The sequence below is a fragment of the Microbacterium sp. TPU 3598 genome (assembly GCF_002356155.1).
GTDB lineage: Bacteria > Actinomycetota > Actinomycetes > Actinomycetales > Microbacteriaceae > Microbacterium > Microbacterium maritypicum_A.
Genome location: NZ_AP017975.1, coordinates 1,981,022 through 1,999,059 on the forward strand (window position 1 = coordinate 1,981,022; position 18,038 = coordinate 1,999,059).

At 67.6% G+C, this 18,038-nt stretch carries 18 protein-coding genes; 7 read left to right on the forward strand and 11 right to left on the reverse strand.

The window, feature by feature from the left end; genetic code table 11:
- Window positions 1-2: 2 nt before the first annotated feature.
- The gene (locus MST3598_RS09460; RefSeq protein WP_029259102.1) at window positions 3-884 is read right to left on the reverse strand and encodes a LysR family transcriptional regulator; all 882 of its coding nucleotides are present in this window, start codon (window positions 882-884) and stop codon (window positions 3-5) included.
- A 78-nt stretch (window positions 885-962) separates the two neighbouring features.
- On the opposite strand from MST3598_RS09460, the gene MST3598_RS09465 reads away from it, so the two are divergent.
- Entirely contained in the window at window positions 963-1,880 is a 918-nt protein-coding gene (locus MST3598_RS09465; protein WP_029259101.1) for an EamA family transporter, read from the forward strand.
- 6 nt (window positions 1,881-1,886) lie between these two features.
- On the opposite strand, the gene ffh is transcribed toward MST3598_RS09465, so the two are convergent.
- Entirely contained in the window at window positions 1,887-3,446 is a 1,560-nt protein-coding gene (gene ffh, locus MST3598_RS09470) for a signal recognition particle protein (protein ID WP_021200451.1), read from the reverse strand.
- A gap of 52 nt (window positions 3,447-3,498) precedes the next feature.
- Window positions 3,499-4,083 (reverse strand): TetR/AcrR family transcriptional regulator, encoded by a 585-nt coding sequence (locus tag MST3598_RS09475; RefSeq protein ID WP_029259099.1) that lies wholly within the window; start codon window positions 4,081-4,083, stop codon window positions 3,499-3,501.
- 98 nt (window positions 4,084-4,181) lie between these two features.
- On the opposite strand from MST3598_RS09475, the gene lipB reads away from it, so the two are divergent.
- The gene (gene lipB, locus MST3598_RS09480; RefSeq protein ID WP_029259098.1) at window positions 4,182-4,835 is read left to right on the forward strand and encodes a lipoyl(octanoyl) transferase LipB; all 654 of its coding nucleotides are present in this window, start codon (window positions 4,182-4,184) and stop codon (window positions 4,833-4,835) included.
- Complete coding sequence (gene lipA, locus MST3598_RS09485; protein WP_029259097.1) at window positions 4,832-5,821, forward strand: lipoyl synthase; 990 nt, start codon at window positions 4,832-4,834, stop codon at window positions 5,819-5,821. Before lipB ends, lipA begins: the two co-directional genes overlap by 4 nt.
- A gap of 35 nt (window positions 5,822-5,856) precedes the next feature.
- On the opposite strand, the gene MST3598_RS09490 is transcribed toward lipA, so the two are convergent.
- Genes MST3598_RS09490 through smc form a run of 3 tightly spaced genes read right to left on the reverse strand, consistent with a single transcriptional unit; the run spans window position 5,857 to window position 10,871 of the window.
- Entirely contained in the window at window positions 5,857-6,357 is a 501-nt protein-coding gene (locus MST3598_RS09490) for a DUF2004 domain-containing protein (RefSeq protein WP_017830742.1), read from the reverse strand.
- Between the two features lie 44 nt (window positions 6,358-6,401).
- Complete coding sequence (gene ftsY / locus MST3598_RS09495) at window positions 6,402-7,274, reverse strand: signal recognition particle-docking protein FtsY (protein WP_029259096.1); 873 nt, start codon at window positions 7,272-7,274, stop codon at window positions 6,402-6,404.
- Between the two features lie 57 nt (window positions 7,275-7,331).
- Complete coding sequence (gene smc, locus MST3598_RS09500; RefSeq protein ID WP_029259095.1) at window positions 7,332-10,871, reverse strand: chromosome segregation protein SMC; 3,540 nt, start codon at window positions 10,869-10,871, stop codon at window positions 7,332-7,334.
- Between the two features lie 531 nt (window positions 10,872-11,402).
- Here smc and MST3598_RS09505 point away from each other — a divergent pair.
- The 4 genes from MST3598_RS09505 to MST3598_RS09520 all read left to right on the forward strand — a co-directional run bounded on the left by MST3598_RS09505 (window position 11,403) and on the right by MST3598_RS09520 (window position 15,056).
- Window positions 11,403-11,687 (forward strand): hypothetical protein, encoded by a 285-nt coding sequence (locus MST3598_RS09505; RefSeq protein ID WP_021200443.1) that lies wholly within the window; start codon window positions 11,403-11,405, stop codon window positions 11,685-11,687.
- A 173-nt stretch (window positions 11,688-11,860) separates the two neighbouring features.
- Window positions 11,861-12,940: a GNAT family N-acetyltransferase gene (locus tag MST3598_RS09510; RefSeq protein WP_029259094.1), complete on the forward strand. Its 1,080-nt coding sequence runs from the start codon at window positions 11,861-11,863 to the stop codon at window positions 12,938-12,940.
- A gap of 101 nt (window positions 12,941-13,041) precedes the next feature.
- Window positions 13,042-13,737 (forward strand): ABC transporter ATP-binding protein, encoded by a 696-nt coding sequence (locus MST3598_RS09515; protein WP_029259093.1) that lies wholly within the window; start codon window positions 13,042-13,044, stop codon window positions 13,735-13,737.
- A complete protein-coding gene (locus tag MST3598_RS09520) occupies window positions 13,734-15,056 on the forward strand; it encodes an FtsX-like permease family protein (protein ID WP_029259092.1) in 1,323 nt (440 codons plus the stop codon). Before MST3598_RS09515 ends, MST3598_RS09520 begins: the two co-directional genes overlap by 4 nt.
- An 81-nt stretch (window positions 15,057-15,137) precedes the next feature.
- Here the strand turns inward: MST3598_RS09520 and mutM are convergent, their stop codons facing one another.
- From mutM to coaD, 5 genes are all read right to left on the reverse strand, one after another.
- Window positions 15,138-16,004: a bifunctional DNA-formamidopyrimidine glycosylase/DNA-(apurinic or apyrimidinic site) lyase gene (gene mutM / locus MST3598_RS09525; protein ID WP_021200439.1), complete on the reverse strand. Its 867-nt coding sequence runs from the start codon at window positions 16,002-16,004 to the stop codon at window positions 15,138-15,140.
- Window positions 15,997-16,689: a ribonuclease III gene (gene rnc, locus MST3598_RS09530; RefSeq protein WP_029259091.1), complete on the reverse strand. Its 693-nt coding sequence runs from the start codon at window positions 16,687-16,689 to the stop codon at window positions 15,997-15,999. Before rnc ends, mutM begins: the two co-directional genes overlap by 8 nt.
- Before the next feature lie 10 nt (window positions 16,690-16,699).
- Window positions 16,700-16,909: a 50S ribosomal protein L32 gene (gene rpmF / locus MST3598_RS09535; RefSeq protein WP_017830754.1), complete on the reverse strand. Its 210-nt coding sequence runs from the start codon at window positions 16,907-16,909 to the stop codon at window positions 16,700-16,702.
- A gap of 2 nt (window positions 16,910-16,911) precedes the next feature.
- Entirely contained in the window at window positions 16,912-17,460 is a 549-nt protein-coding gene (locus MST3598_RS09540) for a YceD family protein (protein ID WP_021200437.1), read from the reverse strand.
- A 71-nt stretch (window positions 17,461-17,531) separates the two neighbouring features.
- Window positions 17,532-18,029: a pantetheine-phosphate adenylyltransferase gene (coaD, locus tag MST3598_RS09545; protein WP_029259089.1), complete on the reverse strand. Its 498-nt coding sequence runs from the start codon at window positions 18,027-18,029 to the stop codon at window positions 17,532-17,534.
- Window positions 18,030-18,038 lie beyond the last annotated feature (9 nt).

Sequence of the window (18,038 nt, forward strand, 5' to 3'; positions counted from 1 at the left end):
GGTCACGCCGAGTGCGCGACTTCGGTCACGGCGATGAACGCGCGTGCGACGTTCCGTGGCGCGGCAGCGTCCCAGGCGAGGTATTCGAGACGCACAGGGCCACCGCGCACCTCCACCGTGACGACATCGAAACCGGAGCGATCGACGGTCCCCGGCGCCAGCAGGGTCACTGCCAGCCCTGCCTCCACGAGTCCCAGGATGAGGGTCGCGGAGTCGGCTTCGAAGGCGACGTCACGCGTCAGGCCCGCAGCGGCGAACGCCCCGTCGCTCTGCGCACGACCGGAGGTCGCCGTCGGGAAGTCCGCGAACGTCATCCCCGCGACATCGTCGAGCGCGATGCTCTCCGCATCCGCGAGTTCGTGCCCGCGAGGGAAGACGGCGACGAGGGGATCGCGAGAGAGGACACGCGACTCCACCCCCTCTGGATCGACACCCTCTCGCAGTCCGAGCAGCGCGATGTCGAGCTCGTCGTTTCGGAGCCTGCGGGCGAGGACATCGCTGTTCCCGACCTGCAGTTCCACCCTGACGAGCGGGTAGGCCCCACGGTAGGCGACGAGCACCGCGGGGAGGTCGATGGCGGTCACCGTCGGGATGACGCCGATTCGCAGCGTGCCTTCCACGACGCCGTCGACGGCGGCGGCGTCCTCCTTCGCCTGGTCTGCTGACCGAAGCGCGCGCCGCGCGTGTGCGACGAACGCCTGACCTGACTCTGTCAGGCGCACATGGCGACTCGACCGTGCGAACAGTCGGCGGCCGAGTTCACGCTCGAGTGACGCGATCTGGTGGCTCAACGCCGATTGGGTGACGAAACACCGTTCGGCGGCACGGGTGAAGCTCAGCGTCTCGGCGACTTCGACGACATAGCGGAGCTGTTGAAGTTCCATGCTTCCATGATCTCGGTTCATGTATGCGGTGACAACCATGCGTTGGACTCATCACTGTGTTCCTCGCAGGCTGGAAGCATGAACCGCCTGCCCCTGGTGCTACTGACCGCCCTCGCCCCCATCGCATGGGGCACGACCTACCTCGTCACGACAGAACTGCTCCCGCCCGGGCACCCGCTGTTCGCCGGGCTCCTCCGCTCCCTCCCCGCGGGGCTCCTGGCAGTCCTCATCAGCAGGTGTCTCCCCCGCGGCGGGTGGTGGGGAAAGTCGTTCATCCTGGGAGCGCTCAACATCGGCGCCTTCTTCCCGCTGCTGTTCCTGGCCGCGGAGCGGCTCCCTGGCGGCGTCGCAGCCGCGGTCGCGGGTGCGCAGCCGCTTATCGTCCTCGTCCTCGGAGCACTCGTGCTGCAGGAACGGATCCGGCCGCTCGCCGCCGCCGCTGCCGTCGTCGGCGCTGGCGGAGTGGCCCTGGTGGTCCTGGGTCCCGCCGCCGAGCTGGATCTCTGGGGGATCCTCGCCGCTGTCGGAGGCGTCACCGCCACGGGAGCGGGGATGATCCTGACGAAGCGATGGGGCCGGCCGGTTGGCGTCGGGCCCGTCGCCTACGCCGGGTGGCAGCTCAGCGCGGGAGGGGTTCTGCTGCTGCCGTTGACACTGATCGTCGAAGGCGTGCCCCAGACCATCGACGGGAGCGCCGTGCTCGGATATCTCTGGCTCGGGACGGCGGGCGGGATCGTCGCCTACACGCTCTGGTTCCGCGGCGTCCAGCAGCTCCCGGTCATCGCGCCGGGGCTCCTCGCGCTGCTCTCCCCCATCGTCGCGACGACGCTCGGCGTCGTGGTCGCCGGGGAGCGATTCAGCCCCCTCCAGGCCATCGGCCTCGTCCTGACTCTGGGCGCACTCGTGCTGGGGCAGCTGGCCTCGCGGCCCAATCGGCTCACTGCCGCGCCCGCCCCGCATGCAACGGCCGCGGATGCTCTCACGGCGCCGCGCTGAGGGGAGTCAGCCCTTGCCGAAGAGCTTCTGGATCTCGGCGAGGTCGGCTTCGCTCGGAGCTTGAGCCGCTCCGCCGCCCAAACCGAATCCGGAGCCGGTCGGCGTCGCGGACGATGCGATCCCCGCGTTCTCGGCCGCGCGCTTGGCCGGGTTGCCTGAACGCGATCCACCGGAGGACTTGCCCTTTTTGCCGCGCTTGGAAGAAGCGCCGGGACGCCCCATCCCGGGCACCGGCCCCATACCGGGGATGTTCGGGGTGCCGCCGCGCGCCACCGTCTTCATCATCTTCGCGGCCTGCTCGAAGCGCTGCACGAGCTGGTTCACGTCGGTGACGGTCATGCCGGAACCCTTGGCGATGCGCAGACGGCGCGATCCGTTCAGTACCTTGGGGTTGCGGCGCTCCCCCGGCGTCATCGAGCGGATGATGGCCTCCGTGCGGTCGATCTCCCGCTCATCGAAGTCGTCGAGCTGCTGCTTCATCTGGCCCATGCCCGGGAGCATCCCGAGCATCTTCTTCATCGAGCCCATCTTCTTCATCTGCTGAAGCTGGTCGAGGAAGTCCTCGAGGGTGAAGGCCTCGGTCGCGAGCTTCTCGGCCATCTTCATGGCCTCTTCCTCATCGAAGGCCTGCTGGGCCTGCTCGATGAGGGTGAGGATGTCGCCGAGGTCGAGGATGCGGCTCGCCATGCGGTCGGGGTGGAAGGGCTCGAGGTCCTCGAGTCGCTCACCGGTCGAGGCGAAGATGATCGGCCGGCCGGTCACGGAGGCCACCGAGAGCGCGGCGCCACCGCGGGCGTCGCCGTCGAGCTTGGAGAGCACGACTCCGGTGAAGTCGACGCCGTCCTGGAACGCCTTGGCGGTGTTCACGGCGTCCTGACCGATCATCGCATCGATGACGAACAGGACCTCGTCGGGGTTGACAGCCTTGCGGATGTCCGCCGCCTGCTTCATGAGCTCGGCGTCCACGCCGAGGCGGCCGGCGGTGTCGATGATCACGACATCGTGCTGCTGACGACGTGCGTAGTCGACACCGTCTCGAGAGACCTTCACGGGATCTCCGACGCCGTTGCCGGGCTCGGGGGCGTAGATCGACGCACCGGCCTGCTCCGCGACGACCTGAAGCTGGTTGACCGCGTTCGGACGCTGAAGGTCGGCGGCGACGAGCAGAGGCGTGTGCCCTTCGCCCTCGAGCTGCTTCGCGAGCTTGCCGGCGAAGGTGGTCTTACCGGAGCCCTGCAGGCCGGCGAGCATGATCACCGTCGGTGCCGTCTTCGCGAACTGCAGACGGCGCTGCTCTCCGCCGAGGATCTGCACGAGCTCTTCATTGACGATCTGGACGACCTGCTGCGCGGGGTTCAGCGCCTTGTTGACCTCATCGCCGAGTGCGCGTTCGCGGACCTTCGCGGTGAACTCCTTGACGACGACGAGCGCGACGTCGGCATCGAGCAGGGCGCGTCGGATCTCGCGGACGGTGCCGTCGACGTCGGCCGCGGTCAGCTTTCCCTTCGTGCGCAGATTGCGGAAGGTCTCGGTGAGCCGATCGGAGAGCGTGCCAAATGTAGCCATGGTGCTCCGATTCTACGCGAGCCGAGGCCGGTCGCTCAGCCCCGCGCGGGAGTCAGGACCAGGGAAGGTCGTGGATCGTTCCCAGGGCTTCCCTCAGGACCGTCTCCGGCGTCCCCCGTCCGGCTCCCTGTTCCGCCCACACGCGCAGCGAGGAGAGCACGGCGGCCGCGTGTGCCGCCCCGAGGATGTCGGCACGGATGACGTCGACTCCCGAGGCGGACGCCGCGCGTGACACCGCCGCGGACAGACGGGCGAGGCGGAGCCCGGTGTCACGGATGAGCTCGCCTTCCACCCCCATCGCTGCGGCATTGCGCAGCGCCAAGGCCAGGGGGTCCGGTGCGAAATCGTGCACGATCGACAGCAGTATGTCGTGAACCGCGTCGCCCGTCGCCGCCCTGCCGAGCTGTTCCAGCGAGGCGATGGCCTGTCCGATCCGTTCGTCGACGCCCGACCACAGCACGTCGCTCTTGGACGCGAAGTAGTTGAAGAAGCTGGACCGGCTGACGCCCGCGCGCTGCGTGATGTCCGCCACAGATGTCGCGTCGTACCCGCGCTCCAGGAAGAGCTCGCATGCTGCTTCTGCGAGGGTCTCCCGCGACGACGCCTTGGGTCGCCCGGCTCTGCCAGTGGAACTCATGTCCTCACGTTATCGCGGGGGCGGGTCGAGAGCGCCGCCCCGCTCGCCGAGGGGTATTGTTGTCCTCAGTCCATTTACGCAATGAAGGCGGTTCTGTGATGCTCGAGATCCTCACGCCCGGGTTCGCTCCGACGTTCGTGCCGTACATCGACGGGTGGGAACTTCAGCGTCGCGTCCACGCCGATGTCGTCGACGGCACCCGTCCCGACACGCTGATCCTCCTCGAGCACGAGGCCGTCTACACCGCGGGCAAGCGCACGGAGCCCCAGGAGCGGCCACAGGACGGCACCCCCGTGATCGACGTCGATCGGGGCGGGAAGATCACCTGGCACGGGCCGGGGCAGCTCGTGGGCTATCCGATCGTGCGACTCCGCGAGCCGATCGATGTCGTCGCGCACGTGCGCCGTCTCGAGCGCCTCCTGATCGACGTGCTGCGCCCCTTCGGCGTCGACGGCTATCAGGTCGAGGGCCGCAGCGGGGTCTGGGTACGCCGGCCACTCTCGGAGGACAAGGTGGCGGCGATCGGAGTGCGCGTGCAGCAGGGGGTCACGATGCACGGCTTCGCCGTCAACTGCGACAACTCGCTGGCCGGCTTCCGCGGCATCATCCCGTGCGGCATCACCGATGCCGGCGTCACTACGGTGAGCGAGGTCGTGGGGTCCGCCGTCCCGCCCCTCGACCTCGTCGACGCCGTCACCCGCGCCTTCCTCGCCGAGTACACGACCACCGAACTGACAGGAGCCTTCGCATGACCGCCGCACCCGAGGGTCGCAAGCTCCTCCGCCTCGAGATCCGCAATGCCGAGACACCGATCGAGCGCAAGCCGGAGTGGATCAAGACGAAGGCGAAGATGGGCCCGGAGTACACGGCGCTGCATTCGCTCGTGAAGAGCGAGGACCTGCACACGGTCTGCCAGGAGGCGGGCTGCCCGAACATCTACGAGTGCTGGGAAGACCGAGAGGCGACCTTCCTCATCGGTGGCTCCCAGTGCACCCGCCGCTGCGACTTCTGCCAGATCGACACGGGCAAGCCCGCCGACTACGACACCGACGAGCCTCGCCGGGTGGCGGAGAGCGTCGTCCGGATGAACCTTCGGTACGCCACCGTCACGAGCGTGGCCCGCGACGACCTCCCGGACACCGGCGCCTGGCTCAACGCCGAGACGGTGCGCAAGATCCATGAGCTGAACCCGAACACCGGTGTGGAGCTGCTCGCCAACGAGCACAACGCCGACCCGGACTTCCTGGGGCAGATCTTCGACGCGCGCCCCGAGGTGTTCGCGCACAATGTCGAGACGGTGCCCCGCATCTTCAAGCGTATCCGGCCGGCGTTCCGCTACGAGCGATCGCTCGACGTCCTGACCCAGGCCCGGGACGCCGGACTGATCACGAAGTCCAACCTCATCCTCGGGATGGGTGAGGAACCCGAAGAGGTCGTGCAGGCGCTCAACGATCTGCACGACGCCGGCTGCGACATCATCACGATCACGCAGTACCTGCGACCGACACCCCGCCACCACCCGGTCTCACGCTGGGTGAAGCCGGCCGAGTTCGTCGAGTTCAAGGAGGAGGCCGAGCGCATCGGGTTCCTCGGTGTTCTGGCGGGTCCCCTCGTGCGGTCGTCGTATCGCGCCGGTCGACTCTGGGCGCAGTCCATGACGTCGAAGGGACGCGAGATCCCCCCACACCTCGCGCATATCGCCGAGAGCGCAGACCTCGGATTCGCGCAGGCCGTCTGACCTGAACGCTGCCCGGACCCCGTCCGGGCAGCGGATCAGTCCGCGCTCATGACGGACTGAACGCTGCCGTCCGAGCCGAGATTCACGAGCAGCACGTCGTCCGTCGAGCTGTCGTCGAGCGCATACTCGAGCACCGCGAACGGTTCAGAGCCTCCGTGCTCATCGGCGAGGATCGTCATGCTCATCAACCGGAGCGATCGGATGATGTCGACGGCGGCATCGCCCGAGACATCGACGAGGACATCCGGCAGATCGTCGCCGTACGTCTCCTGCTGCTGGAGGATGTACTCGGTCACCTCGCTCGTGCGGTCATCGACTTCGGCGAGCATGCCACGCCGGGCCGTGTCGTCGACGCTCTCGAGGCCTGCGATGAGCGATGCGGCGATGTCGAGCGCATCCGCGGAAACGTCGTCCTGATCCGGCGCGGTCAGATCGACGGTGACACTCTGGTCGCCGAGCTCCACTGTCTCCGACCAGAAGATCGAGCCGTCCGGGCCTGAGGACAGGAGTCCGAAGTAGTCGTGTTCGATCGCCATAACGCTATGAAACCAGCCTCGTGCTCACTGCGGTAGTCCCGTCATCAACCGACCAACGACTGGACGAACACATGGGGGGTGAAACCGGTCAGATCGTCGATCCCCTCGCCCTGTCCGAGCAGCTTCACCGGGATACCGGTGCGCTCCTGCACCGCCAGCACGAACCCGCCCTTGGCCGACCCGTCGAGCTTGGTGAGGACGAGTCCGGTGACGCCGGCGTGCTCGAGGAAGGCCTCGGCCTGCATGACACCGTTCTGGCCCGTGGTGGCGTCCAGCACGAGCAGCACCTCGCTGATCGGCGCCTGCTTCTCGATCACGCGCCGGACCTTCGAGAGCTCGTCCATGAGGCCGCCCTTGGTGTGCAGACGCCCGGCCGTGTCGATGATGGCGATCTCGATGCCCTCGCGCTTGGCATACTCGACCGTCTGGAACGCGACGGATGCCGGATCCTGACCTTCCTGCTGAGGCCGCACGATCGCGGCTCCACCGCGCTGCGCCCAGGTGGCGAGCTGGTCGACCGCGGCCGCGCGGAAGGTGTCGGCCGCGCCGACCACGACACTGCGCTGATAGCCACGGAGGAACTTCGTGAACTTGCCGATGGTCGTCGTCTTCCCGACGCCGTTGACGCCCACGACGAGGACGACAGCTGGACGCTCGGTGAGCTTCAGCGTCGTGTCGAACTTCGCGAAGTGCTCCTCCAACGTCTCCCGCAGCATCCGCTGGAGATCCTTGGGGTCGGTGGTGCGGTACCGGTCGACCTTCGCACGCAGCTCATCCACGACGCGCTCGCTGATGTCCGGGCCGAAGTCGGCCGTCAGGAGAGCGGTCTCCAGGTCCTCCCAGGTCGTCTCATCGATGGTGGGCTTGACGAACATGCCGCGCAGTGCGCGACCAAGAGACCAGGACTTCTCCGCCATCACTCCAGCCTACGGGTTGCGCGGGTGGATGCTCCGCGCGCAAGCCCGTGCGCGCCCCTATACCGCCGCTGCCCGGTCGCCGACACGCTGACCCACGACAGCGGATACGCCGTCCTGCCGCATCGAGACGCCGTAGAGGGCATCGGCGATCTCCATCGTGCGCTTCTGGTGCGTGATCACCAGCAGCTGGGAACTCTCCCTCAGTTGTTCGAACACCGTCAGCAATCGCCCCAGGTTCGCATCGTCGAGCGCCGCCTCGACCTCGTCCAGGATGTAGAACGGACTCGGGCGCGCCTTGAAGATCGCGACGAGCAGCGCCACGGCCGCCAGGGATCGTTCGCCGCCCGAGAGCAGTGACAGACGCTCGATCTTCTTCCCCACAGGGCGGACGGACACTTCGATGCCTGTCGTCAGCATGTTGTCGGGATCCGTCAGGGAGATACTGCCGGTTCCACCGGGGAACAGCAGAGGGAACACCTGACCGAATGCCTCCTTGGTGTCCTCGAAAGCACTCGCGAAGATCGTCTGCATCCGGTCATCGAGATCGGTGATGATCGTCAGGAGGTCCTGGCGCGTCTGGGTCAGGTCTGCCAGCTGCTCGGTGAGGAAGGCGTGCCGCTGCTCCAGCGCGGCGAACTCCTCGAGCGCCAGCGGGTTGACGCGGCCGAGCTGTGCGAGCTTGCGCTCCGCCTCCGCGAGTCGTCGCTGTTGAATCCGGCGGTCGAAGGGTATCGCCGTGTCGTCGTGCCCCCCTTCGGCGGGTTCAGCACCGGGATCCCGTGGAACAAGCTGATCAGGGCCATATTCCGCAATGAGAATATCTTCATCGAGAGCGAGCTCGGAGGAGACGCGCTCGAGCAGGCTGTTCAGATGCAGCTTCTTCTCGTGGATCTGCAGCTCGAGTCCGTGCACGCTCTCGGTGAGCCCGGCGAGGCGCTCTCGCAGGGAACTCTCCTGCGCGCGCAGGCCGACCAGTTCCTGATTTTGCGCCGAGCGCGCGGTCTCGGCCTCGCCCAGGGCGAGACGTGCCTCCGTCACCGATCGATCCAGCGAGTCGAGGATGCGCGGCAGTTCCTCGACCACCCCCGAGGCCGCCTCGCGCTGCGCGCGACGGATGACTGCTCGCCGTGCCGCCTCGGCCGCGGCATCGCGTTCATGCTCACGCTGGCGCTCCAGAGACACCACCCTGGACTGCGCTGCACGCACACGCTCACGCAGCGTCTCGATCTCGAGCCGCGCCCGCACCTCGCCCTCGCGAGCGACCTCGAGCGCCTCGAGCAGGCTGTCGCGCGCGGAAGCGTCGAGCACCGGCCTCGGCGTCGCGATGGCATCGTCCAGCGCCGTCCTCGCTGCTTCGGACTTCGCCTCGGCCTCGGCGACGGCGGATTGCGCCTGTGCCAACCCGGTCTCGAGGCGTTCGCACTCGGCGACGGCGGACTCATGGCGCACCGTGACCCGGTTGAGCTGCTCGGCGTGCGTGGCGAGAGCAGCATCGTGTTCACGGAGTGCGCGCAGGGCGTCCTTCGCGTGACGCCTGGTCGTCTCGACGGCGTCCTCGGCGTCGCGGCGGGCCTCACGAAGCGAGTCGACCACGATCTGAATCTCCGCGAGACGTTCGGCAGCGGCATCCCGCTCGGCGGCGAGTTCCAGACGGGATCGCTCTCCGCCGGAACCGGTGCGCAGGGTATGCGCGGTGAGGACGTCACCGGCCACCGTGACGATCGTCGTCGCCGTGTCACCCGCGACATCGAGCGCTGTCCGCGCCGATCGCGCCGAATCCAGGTCGTCCGCGATCAGGACATGCGAGAGCACGCCGAGGATGCCGTCGGGCGCTGTCACGGTATCGACGGCGGGCGTGACTCCGGCGATCGTCGGAGTCACGACGTCGCCACGGACCGCATTCGCGATGACGAAGTCCACCACTCCCCTGCGTTGCTCCGCCGCTTCCTTCGCCGACGCGAAGGCGTCGTCCACGGAGTCGATCAACACGCCCTCCGCGAGCGGACCGAGGACCGCGGCGATGGCCGCCTCGAAACCCGTTCGGACCTGCACAGCGTCTCCGACGAGTCCCCGCACACCCTTTCCACCCGCTTCGACGATCTCCGCCGCCCCACCGGACAACGCCAGAGCACTGCTCAGCGCCGAAGCCTTGGCCGTGAGCGCATCGACCTCGCGCTCTGCGGCGTGCAGACGTTCGCGCAGGGTCTCACGCTCCGCTTCCGCGGCGGTCGCTGCCCGTTGCGCACTGTCGTACGCGGCGGCATGTTCGACGGCCGTGCCCTCAGGAGCTTCCGCGTCGTCGATCGCGTCGAGTGCGTCGGCGGCTTCGCGCCTGCGTGCGTTCGCGGCCTCGAGCGCGTTCTCCTGGCGGAGCACGGCGCCACGCACTGCGGCGAGGGCTGAGGATGCGGCATCTGCGGTCCCGCGCAAGGTGGAGAGGCGCATGTCGTACTCGGAGACCAGGGCGCTCTGCTCGGCGATGTCGACGTCGAGCGCGTCGAGTTCCGCTCGGGCGTGCACCACCTCACGGCTGGCAGCCGCCGCGGCGTCCTGAGCATCTCCGAGCCCGGCGGAGATCGCGTCGATCTCGTCCTTCGCCTCGTCGATCGTGGCCTGCGTCACGGTGACGGCAGTGACCGCGGCGTCGTCATCGTCGGTGCCGAGGAGAGCGAGACGCTGATTCGCCAGGGTGTAGAGCCCGCGCATCCGCTCCTGAACCTGCTCAAGCCCGAACGCCACGCTGCGCGCCTGATCGACCGCGACCGAGTTCTGATCCTGTTCGAGCCGCGCGATGTTCGCGCGCACCGTCTCGGCTTGATCCGAGAGCACCAGACGCTCGGTGTGACGCTCCTGTTCGGTGCGTGTGTGGTCCGCGAGCGCGACGCGCAGTGCGACCACGTCGTCGGCGAAGATACGGGCTTTCGCGTCGCGCACGACGGCGGCGATCGTCTGCGCCTCGCGGGCGATCTCTGCCTGACGCCCCAACGGCTTGAGCTGCCGGCGGATCTCTCCGGCGAGATCGCTCAACCGAGTGAGGTTGGTCTCCATCGCGTCGAGTTTGCGGAGAGTCTTCTCCTTGCGGCGGCGGTGCTTGAGGATTCCCGCGGCTTCCTCGATGAACCCTCGACGATCCTCGGGCGACGCCTGCAGAACCGTGTCGAGGCGACCCTGACCGACGATGACGTGCATCTCCCGGCCCAGTCCGGAATCGCTCAGCAGCTCCTGCACGTCGAGGAGTCGGCATCCCTCGCCGTTGATCGCGTACTCGCTGGAGCCGTTGCGGAACAGCGTGCGGCTGATCGTCACTTCCGCGTACTCGATCGGCAGGGCACCGTCGGCATTGTCGATCGTGAGCTGTACCTCAGCACGACCGAGCGGGCCGCGCGTCGAGGTACCCGCGAAGATGACGTCTTCCATCTTGCCGCCGCGCAGTGTCTTCGCACCCTGCTCACCCATCACCCAGGCCAGCGCGTCCACGACGTTCGACTTGCCCGAGCCGTTCGGTCCGACGATGCAGGTGACGCCGGGTTCGAACACGAAGCTGGTCGGCTGCGCGAACGACTTGAACCCTTTGAGCGTCAGGCTCTTCAGATGCATGGGGGCGCCGCTCGTCCGGGGAGAATCACGCGGCTACGCTACCGGAATTCCGGGCCTGGAGCCTCATCCCGCGCGGACGGTGGGAGAACTCGGGAACCGCGCGACACGCCGAGGAGAACCGCAGGCGCTTGACGTCCGCCGCGCGGATTCGCTACCGTGTCCTCCGGATCGCCACACGAAAGGAGGTTACCGATGATTACGACTCAGCTCAACGCACAGGCCACTGGCCTCGCCGCGCCCGCGCATTTTGCGCCGCGCTTTGCGTTCTCGGTAACCGCCGGCGTCCGCATCAGCGCTCTCTCGTAGAACCGCACCCCGAGATCTCGGGCCCGTAGTGGGCCCTCTCCGGCCGGCTCTTCCGCGCCCCGTCTGCTGATCTGCACCGCAGATCACGACTTCCTCTCCGCGTATGGCGTCCACGCTCCGTGGCATCCGCCGACCCACGCTTCCTCCGCATCGTTCCCGACCGCTCCGCTGTCGGCGTGCGGTGCTTCCGCATCCATCACCACCATCCCTTTCGAAGGAACCATCGTGAACACCACGTTGCATCGCAGCGACATCCACCCGCCCGATACCGAGGACCGCGAGGTCCTCCAGATCCCCCGCCCCGACGAACTGCGCCGCTTGTCGCTCGCCGATCGTCTCTCCCTCCGGATCGGCCTCTGGCTCTTCCAGAGGGCGCAGCGCCCCCGACGTCCGCGTCGCGGCCTGCGCATCGATCCGGCAGACATGTTCCTGCTCGGTGAGCAGCGTCATCGTTCGGCAGCGGAATCGTACGCACTGCTGACGTATGACATGCAGCGCGGAATGCGTTGACGCCGCGATTCAGCGGTCGCCCTCCGCAGCACCGTCCCCCTCTGAGTGCGCCCGCCCGTGTAGTCCGCGGGCGGGCGCACACAGAGGTTCCGTCTCCTCGTGGCGCGAACGCCGCATCCCGTAGACACCCGGCCTCGATCACCACCCTGAGCACCTGCACGAAAGAAACTGACATGAAGACCACCGAACCGACCATCACACCGCTGATCGTGCCGGTATCCCTGGATGCCGACGACGCCGCGGAGTTCCGCGCGTACGGAGACCTCAACCGACTCGTGTGCGACGAGCAGGTGGGACTCCCCGATCTCGCCCCGGACGCCGCGCAGATGCTGCCGAACTGGCAGGACGACAGCGACGCGCTCGACCGTGGGTTCGTGGCACGGATCGATGACGAGATCATCGGCATGGTGACGGTCACACTCGCCCAGGAGGCCGAAGCCCATGCGGCCGAGATCGACCTGCTGGTTCCGCAAGCGCACTGGGGGCTCGGCGTCGAGGCCGCTCTGCTCGACCGCGCCGAAGAAGAAGCACGCGTTCACGGGCGAACCGTCCTGCAGATCTGGAGTCTCCACCGTCCCGTGGAAGCCGACCGGATGCTCGTGCCTCGAACGGGATGGGGACGCATCCCCGCCACCCCGCTCTCCGAGCTCGCCGAGGACCATGGTTACTCGCTGGAACAGGTCGAGCGCAACAGTGAGTATGACCTGCACAGCGACGTCGGCCCGCTCCGTGATGCTCTGGCGGACGCGAGCGCGTTCGCCGGGCCGGACTACCGCATCGTCGAGTGGAACATGCCGACGCCTCCGGAGTGGCGGGACGGCTTCGCCGCCGTGCTCGCACGTCTTTCCACGGATGCCCCGAGCGGCGACATGGACTTCGCCGAGGAACACTGGGACGCCGACCGCGTCATCCGCCGCGAAGCGCGACTTCTCGGTGCGGGTCAGACGGTGTCCGTGGCCGCCGTGCAACATGTACCGAGCGGCCAGCTCGTCGCCTACAACGAGTTGCTCATCGCCGCGGATCGCACCGGTGTCACCCATCAGTTCGGAACGTTGGTCAGCAAGGAGCACCGAGGGCACCGCCTCGGCACGATCGTGAAGTGCGCGAACCTGCTCCGATGGCGCGAGCTCATGCCTCTCTCGACCGTCGTCTCCACCTTCAACGCCGAGGAGAACCGACCGATGCTGAGCATCAACGAGGCGATCGGCTTCGTGCCCGTGTCGTACGCGGGCGCGTGGCAGAAGAAGATCTGAGGTACGCGCGGACCCGATCTCATTCTTCGGGATGACGTCGGGCCCGCGCGGTCATCCGCCGGGGCGACGACGGCGCAGGATCGCTCGGCGAGGCTGGAACCATGAACATCCCCGTGATCGAAGCCCACGCCCTCATCAAGAACTTCGGGACGACCCGCGCTCTCGCCGGTGTCGACCTCGCGATCCATCGTGGCGAGGCCGTCGCGATCATGGGCGCCTCCGGATCGGGGAAGACCACGCTCCTCCACGTGCTGGCCGGGATCACCGCCCCCGATTCCGGCAGCGTACTGTTCCGCCCCGCCGAGGGCGCCCCGATCGAGGTCACCGCACTCGGCGAGTCCACGCGGTCGCGTCTGCGTCGCGAGAGGTTCGGCTTCGTCTTCCAGCAGGGGCTTCTCATTCCCGAGCTGACCGCCGTCGAGAACGTGGCTCTCGCATCCATGATCAACGGCGTCCGTCGTCAGGATGCCGTACAGCACGCAGCATCCTGGCTCGCGGCCCTCGGACTCGCCGGTATGGAGGAACGCCGCATCGGCGAGCTCTCCGGCGGTCAGGCACAACGCGTCGCGATCGCCCGCGCACAGGCCACCGGCGCAGAGCTCGTCTTCGCCGACGAACCGACCGGTGCGCTCGATTCGACCACCTCCTCCGAGGTGATGGACGCCCTGCTGTGGTCGACGACCGGGCAGGGGCGGACACTCGTCGTGGTCACACACGACCCGGAGGTGGCCGCCCGCTGCTCCCGTACGATCGCCGTGCGCGACGGACGTATCATCTCCTCGGCGGTGGCCGCATGAATCGTAACGTGCTGGCGCTCCTCCTGCGTCCGGCGCCCGGACAGGGCAGCGTCCTCGCGTTACCCGTCGTCGCGTTCGGGGTCGTGACCACATTGGTGCTCACGGTCATCGGGGGCGCACAGTCCTTCTGGGGATGGACCGATGAGTTCGCACCCTTGTACCAGGGGCTTGCAGCGATCGCTCTCGTTCTCCTGGTCGTGCCGCTGATGTCCCTCGGCGGGGCAGCGGCTCGTCTCTCCGCGCGTCGACGCGATGAACGGCTCTCCACCCTCCGCCTGCTCGGTGTGTCACCTGGCGGGGTGACGATCGCGACGGTCACGGAGTCCGTCCTCGTCGCGGCGGTCGGCGCCCTCGCCGGCGTCATCGCGCATGTCGCTATCAGTCCGCTCATCGGACTCATCCCGTTCCGCGGGGAGCCGCTCGGTTTCGCGGCCGTGGTCCTCCCTCCGCTGCAGACCGTCATCGTCGTGGTCGCCGTGCTCGCGCTCGCAGCCACCAGCGCCGTCATCGGACTTCGTCGCGTCGTCATCTCGCCGCTGGGCGTCCGTACGCGCACTGATGTGCCGAAGGTGCACTGGATTCGAGCAGTACTGGCAGCCGGCGCGATCGCCATCGCGTTCGCACTCATCAAGGTGTTCCCCTCGGTGGGTGGAGTCGTGATGACGATCGTCGTCCTCGCGGGACTGTTCGGTGCCGCACTCGGTGTGTTGAATCTCGTGGGACCGTGGGTGCTCAAGGTCGCGGCATCGCGTCAGTTGCGTCGCGCCGAGCGACCCGAGCGGCTGCTGGCCGCACGCATCGTGCTGGACTCGCCCAAGGCAGCCTGGCGCCAGGTGGGTGGAATCGCCATGGCGAGCTTCATGGCCGTCTTCGCCGGCACCGGAGTGGCGCTGATGAGCATGATGAGCGACTCCGACGCCGCCGCTGCCGACATCGCGCTCGCCGACGACATCCGCACGGGACTCATCATCACGCTCATCGGCTCCTTCCTGATGGTCGCGGCGTCCGTCGGCGTCAATCAGGCCTCGGACGTTCTCGACCAGAGCGAGCTGCACCGCAGCCTGCACCACCTCGGAATGCCGCTCGACACCGTGGACCGGGCACGCCGACGCGCGATCATGTCGCCTCTGCTGGTGACGGCGATCGGGTCGGCGCTGGTGGCTGCGCTCCTGGTGTTCCCGCTCGTCGGCATCGCGCTGATCACGGCTCCGGTCTCTCTGATGACCATCGCGCTCGTGGTCACCGTCGGGATCGGTGTGGTGTGGGCGACCACATGGGCCACCCGCCCGCTGCTCCAGCGCTCCTTCCAGACGGCGTGACCGCCACTCCGCACCTGCGGTGACTGACGGGCCGGGAGCCTGACGCACACAGCGTTCAGGCTCCCGGCCCGAGCACGCGACCTACTTCGGGAGCCGCTGACACCGCGGGCAGAAGTGCGAACCGCGATTCATGAAGCTCTCCCGGATGATCGGTGTGCCACATCGCGGGCAGGGCTTTCCCTGCTGCCCGTAGGCATTGAGCGAGTGCGCGAAGTACCCGGCCTGGCCGTTCACATTCACGTACTGCGCATCGAAGCTGGTGCCGCCCTCCGCGAGCGCCTTCGCCAGCACGAGCCGCACCTCGTTCAGCAGTCGGCGCACCGCCTGTGTGGAGAGTCGGTCGGATGGGGTCTCCGGGTGGATGCGCGCCGCCCACAGCGACTCATCGGCATAGATGTTGCCGATCCCGCTCACGACGCCCTGGTCGAGGAGCACGCGCTTGATCGCGCTCCCGCGTCGCGCCAGAGCGGCACGGAACGCCCGGTCGTCGAAAGCCGGATCCAGCGGATCGCGGGCGATGTGCGCGACCTGCGTCGGAATCGACGAACCGTCGTCATCCACCAGGGCATCGACCGCGAGCGACCCGAAGGTGCGCTGGTCGGCGAAAACGATCGCGAGTTCGCCGTGGACGGGATGCTCGATGCCGATGCGCACCCGCTCATGCCGCTCGGCACCGGCGTCCGGTGCGCGCAACAGCATCTGTCCGCTCATCCCGAGGTGCGCGATGAGCGCGGAATCCTCATCGTCGAGCGGAAGCCAGAGAAACTTCCCCCGGCGAGAGGCTGCGGTGAAGGTCCGCCCCTCGAGACGAGCGACGAAATCGGCGGCGCCGGCGACGTGCCGCGTGAGCGCTCGCTCGTCGAACACGCTCACCGCGGTGATCAGAGATCCGACCGCGGCCGGGGCGAGGCCCGCCCGGACCACCTCGACCTCGGGAAGCTCAGGCACGCTCGCTGAGGGTGCGCCAGGCACTGAGAGCCGCGGCCATCTCGGCTGTCTTCTTGCTGCTGCCGGCACCGGTCATGATCACGTCGCCGACGATGACGGTCGCCACGAAACGACGGTCGTGATCCGGACCGCTCGCCTCCACCGAGTACTGCGGAGGCGTCGCACCGACGCGGGCCGCGAGTTCCTGCAGGCTGGTCTTCGGGTCCATCGCCGCGCCGTAGCGTTCCGGGTCGGCCAGCAGCGGTTTCGTCAGACGCAACACGAGTTCCGTGGCGGCCTCGGGACCTGCGGAAAGGTAGGTGGCTCCGATGACGGCTTCCATCGTGTCGGCGAGGATCGAGTCCTTGTCTCGGCCACCCGTCTGCTCTTCGCCGCGACCGAGCAGCAGATGACTGCCGAGGTCGATCCCTCGAGCGACCTCGGCGAGAGCGACCGTCGACACGACGCTCGCACGCCGCTTCGCCAGTTCGCCCTCATCGAGGTCGGGGTGCGTGGTGAAGAGCATGACGGTCACCGCCTGCCCGAGGACAGAGTCTCCGAGGAACTCCAGTCGCTCGTTGTGCGGGATGCCGCCGTGTTCGTACGCGTAGGAGCGGTGGGTCAGGGCCAACTCCAGAAGCTCCGCGTCGATATCGACGCGGAGCTTATCTGGGAGAGGCCTCGTCCCCCCGGGGACCTCCGTCACGGTACGCGACTCAGACGTCAGCGACCTTGCGGCCCTTGTACTCCAGGAAGAGTTCCGTGCCCTGCGAGTCGGTGACGACCTTCGCCTGGTGGGGACGGCTGTAGACGACCTGGCCGTTCTCGATCGTCTTGACGAGCGCGACGGGCGCCGCCTTCCACTGCGCGCGGCGCGAGCGGGTGTTCGAACGGGATACCTTGCGCTTCGGGGGGTTACCAGCCATGACTAGCTCTCTTCTTTCTCGGCGGCACGAGATTCTTCCGTGCCGTCTTGGTCTGTGATGTTCTGGAGCGCACTCCACCGAGGATCGATGGGAGCGGCCTGCTCCGTTCCGGTGCTCACGGTCAGTCGTTCACCCGTTTTCGGGTCAAGACCCGGGCAATCCGGCTGACACACCGGCTGAAAAGGAAGTGCCAGTACGGCCGCATCCCTGACGAGAGTTTCAAGATCCACGTGGTCGTCTTGAACCTCGAAGTCAGTTTCTTCCTCACCAGGATACGCGAAAAGCTCCTGGAACTCGACTTCGACGGGCCGAGTGATGTCGATGAGGCATCTTCCGCACACACCGACGTACTCGGCGTCAGCGGTTCCCGACACGAGGATGCCCTCGTGGACGGACTCCAGCCGGACGTCGAGATCGAGTTCGGATCCCGCCTCGTAGGACACGATCCCCTCACCCCAGGCTTCGGAGAGAGCGACGGTGAACTCGTGCTCGCGCATCTCTCCCGGGCGCCGGACGATGTCGCGGACGGGGAGGACAAAAGGGCCGTTCATTCGAGAGCGCACCGTTCCATGCTACCGGCCGACGCGAGCGGTCGCCCTGACCGCGCGCTCAGGGAAGGGACTCAGATACCGCGGGAACCGGTGTCGAGGAAATCTGCCACCGCTGCGGGAACGAACGGGGTCACGTCGCCGCCGAGGGAAGCCACCTGGCGCACGAGCGAACTCGACACCATCGCGTGCGACGGGTCGGGCAGAAGGAACACCGTCTCGATACCGGCGAGGTGCCTGTTGACGATCGCCATCGGAGACTCGTACGCGACATCGATCTGCGAGCGGATACCCTTCACCAGCACCCCGGCATTGACATCGCGGGCGTAGTCGACCAGGAGGCCCATGCTCCACGAACCGATCACGATGTTGCCCTGCATGCCGTCATCCGCGATCGACTTCTCCAGCAGGGAGAGCCGCTGTGCGATCGGCAGCATCGCCTCTTTGCCCGGGTTGTGCACGACGAGCACATGCAGTTCGTCGTAAAGGGCGGCCGCGCGCCGGATCACATCGAGGTGACCCAGGGTCGGCGGATCGAAGGAACCCGGGACGACGGCGATCCGGCTGCTCATGTTTCCAGC

Coding starts and splice junctions, on each gene's coding strand:
- MST3598_RS09475 (WP_029259099.1), bottom strand. CDS start 4,083: ATGAGTTCCACTGGCAGAGCCGGGCGACCCAAGGCGTCGTCGCGGGAG.
- MST3598_RS09465 (WP_029259101.1), top strand. CDS start 963: ATGAACCGCCTGCCCCTGGTGCTACTGACCGCCCTCGCCCCCATCGCA.
- smc (WP_029259095.1), bottom strand. CDS start 10,871: ATGCATCTGAAGAGCCTGACGCTCAAAGGGTTCAAGTCGTTCGCGCAG.
- ftsY (WP_029259096.1), bottom strand. CDS start 7,274: ATGGCGGAGAAGTCCTGGTCTCTTGGTCGCGCACTGCGCGGCATGTTC.
- MST3598_RS09540 (WP_021200437.1), bottom strand. CDS start 17,460: ATGAACGGCCCTTTTGTCCTCCCCGTCCGCGACATCGTCCGGCGCCCG.
- lipA (WP_029259097.1), top strand. CDS start 4,832: ATGACCGCCGCACCCGAGGGTCGCAAGCTCCTCCGCCTCGAGATCCGC.
- MST3598_RS09510 (WP_029259094.1), top strand. CDS start 11,861: ATGAAGACCACCGAACCGACCATCACACCGCTGATCGTGCCGGTATCC.
- coaD (WP_029259089.1), bottom strand. CDS start 18,029: ATGAGCAGCCGGATCGCCGTCGTCCCGGGTTCCTTCGATCCGCCGACC.
- MST3598_RS09460 (WP_029259102.1), bottom strand. CDS start 884: ATGGAACTTCAACAGCTCCGCTATGTCGTCGAAGTCGCCGAGACGCTG.
- MST3598_RS09520 (WP_029259092.1), top strand. CDS start 13,734: ATGAATCGTAACGTGCTGGCGCTCCTCCTGCGTCCGGCGCCCGGACAG.
- MST3598_RS09490 (WP_017830742.1), bottom strand. CDS start 6,357: ATGGCGATCGAACACGACTACTTCGGACTCCTGTCCTCAGGCCCGGAC.
- MST3598_RS09515 (WP_029259093.1), top strand. CDS start 13,042: ATGAACATCCCCGTGATCGAAGCCCACGCCCTCATCAAGAACTTCGGG.
- lipB (WP_029259098.1), top strand. CDS start 4,182: ATGCTCGAGATCCTCACGCCCGGGTTCGCTCCGACGTTCGTGCCGTAC.
- ffh (WP_021200451.1), bottom strand. CDS start 3,446: ATGGCTACATTTGGCACGCTCTCCGATCGGCTCACCGAGACCTTCCGC.
- rpmF (WP_017830754.1), bottom strand. CDS start 16,909: ATGGCTGGTAACCCCCCGAAGCGCAAGGTATCCCGTTCGAACACCCGC.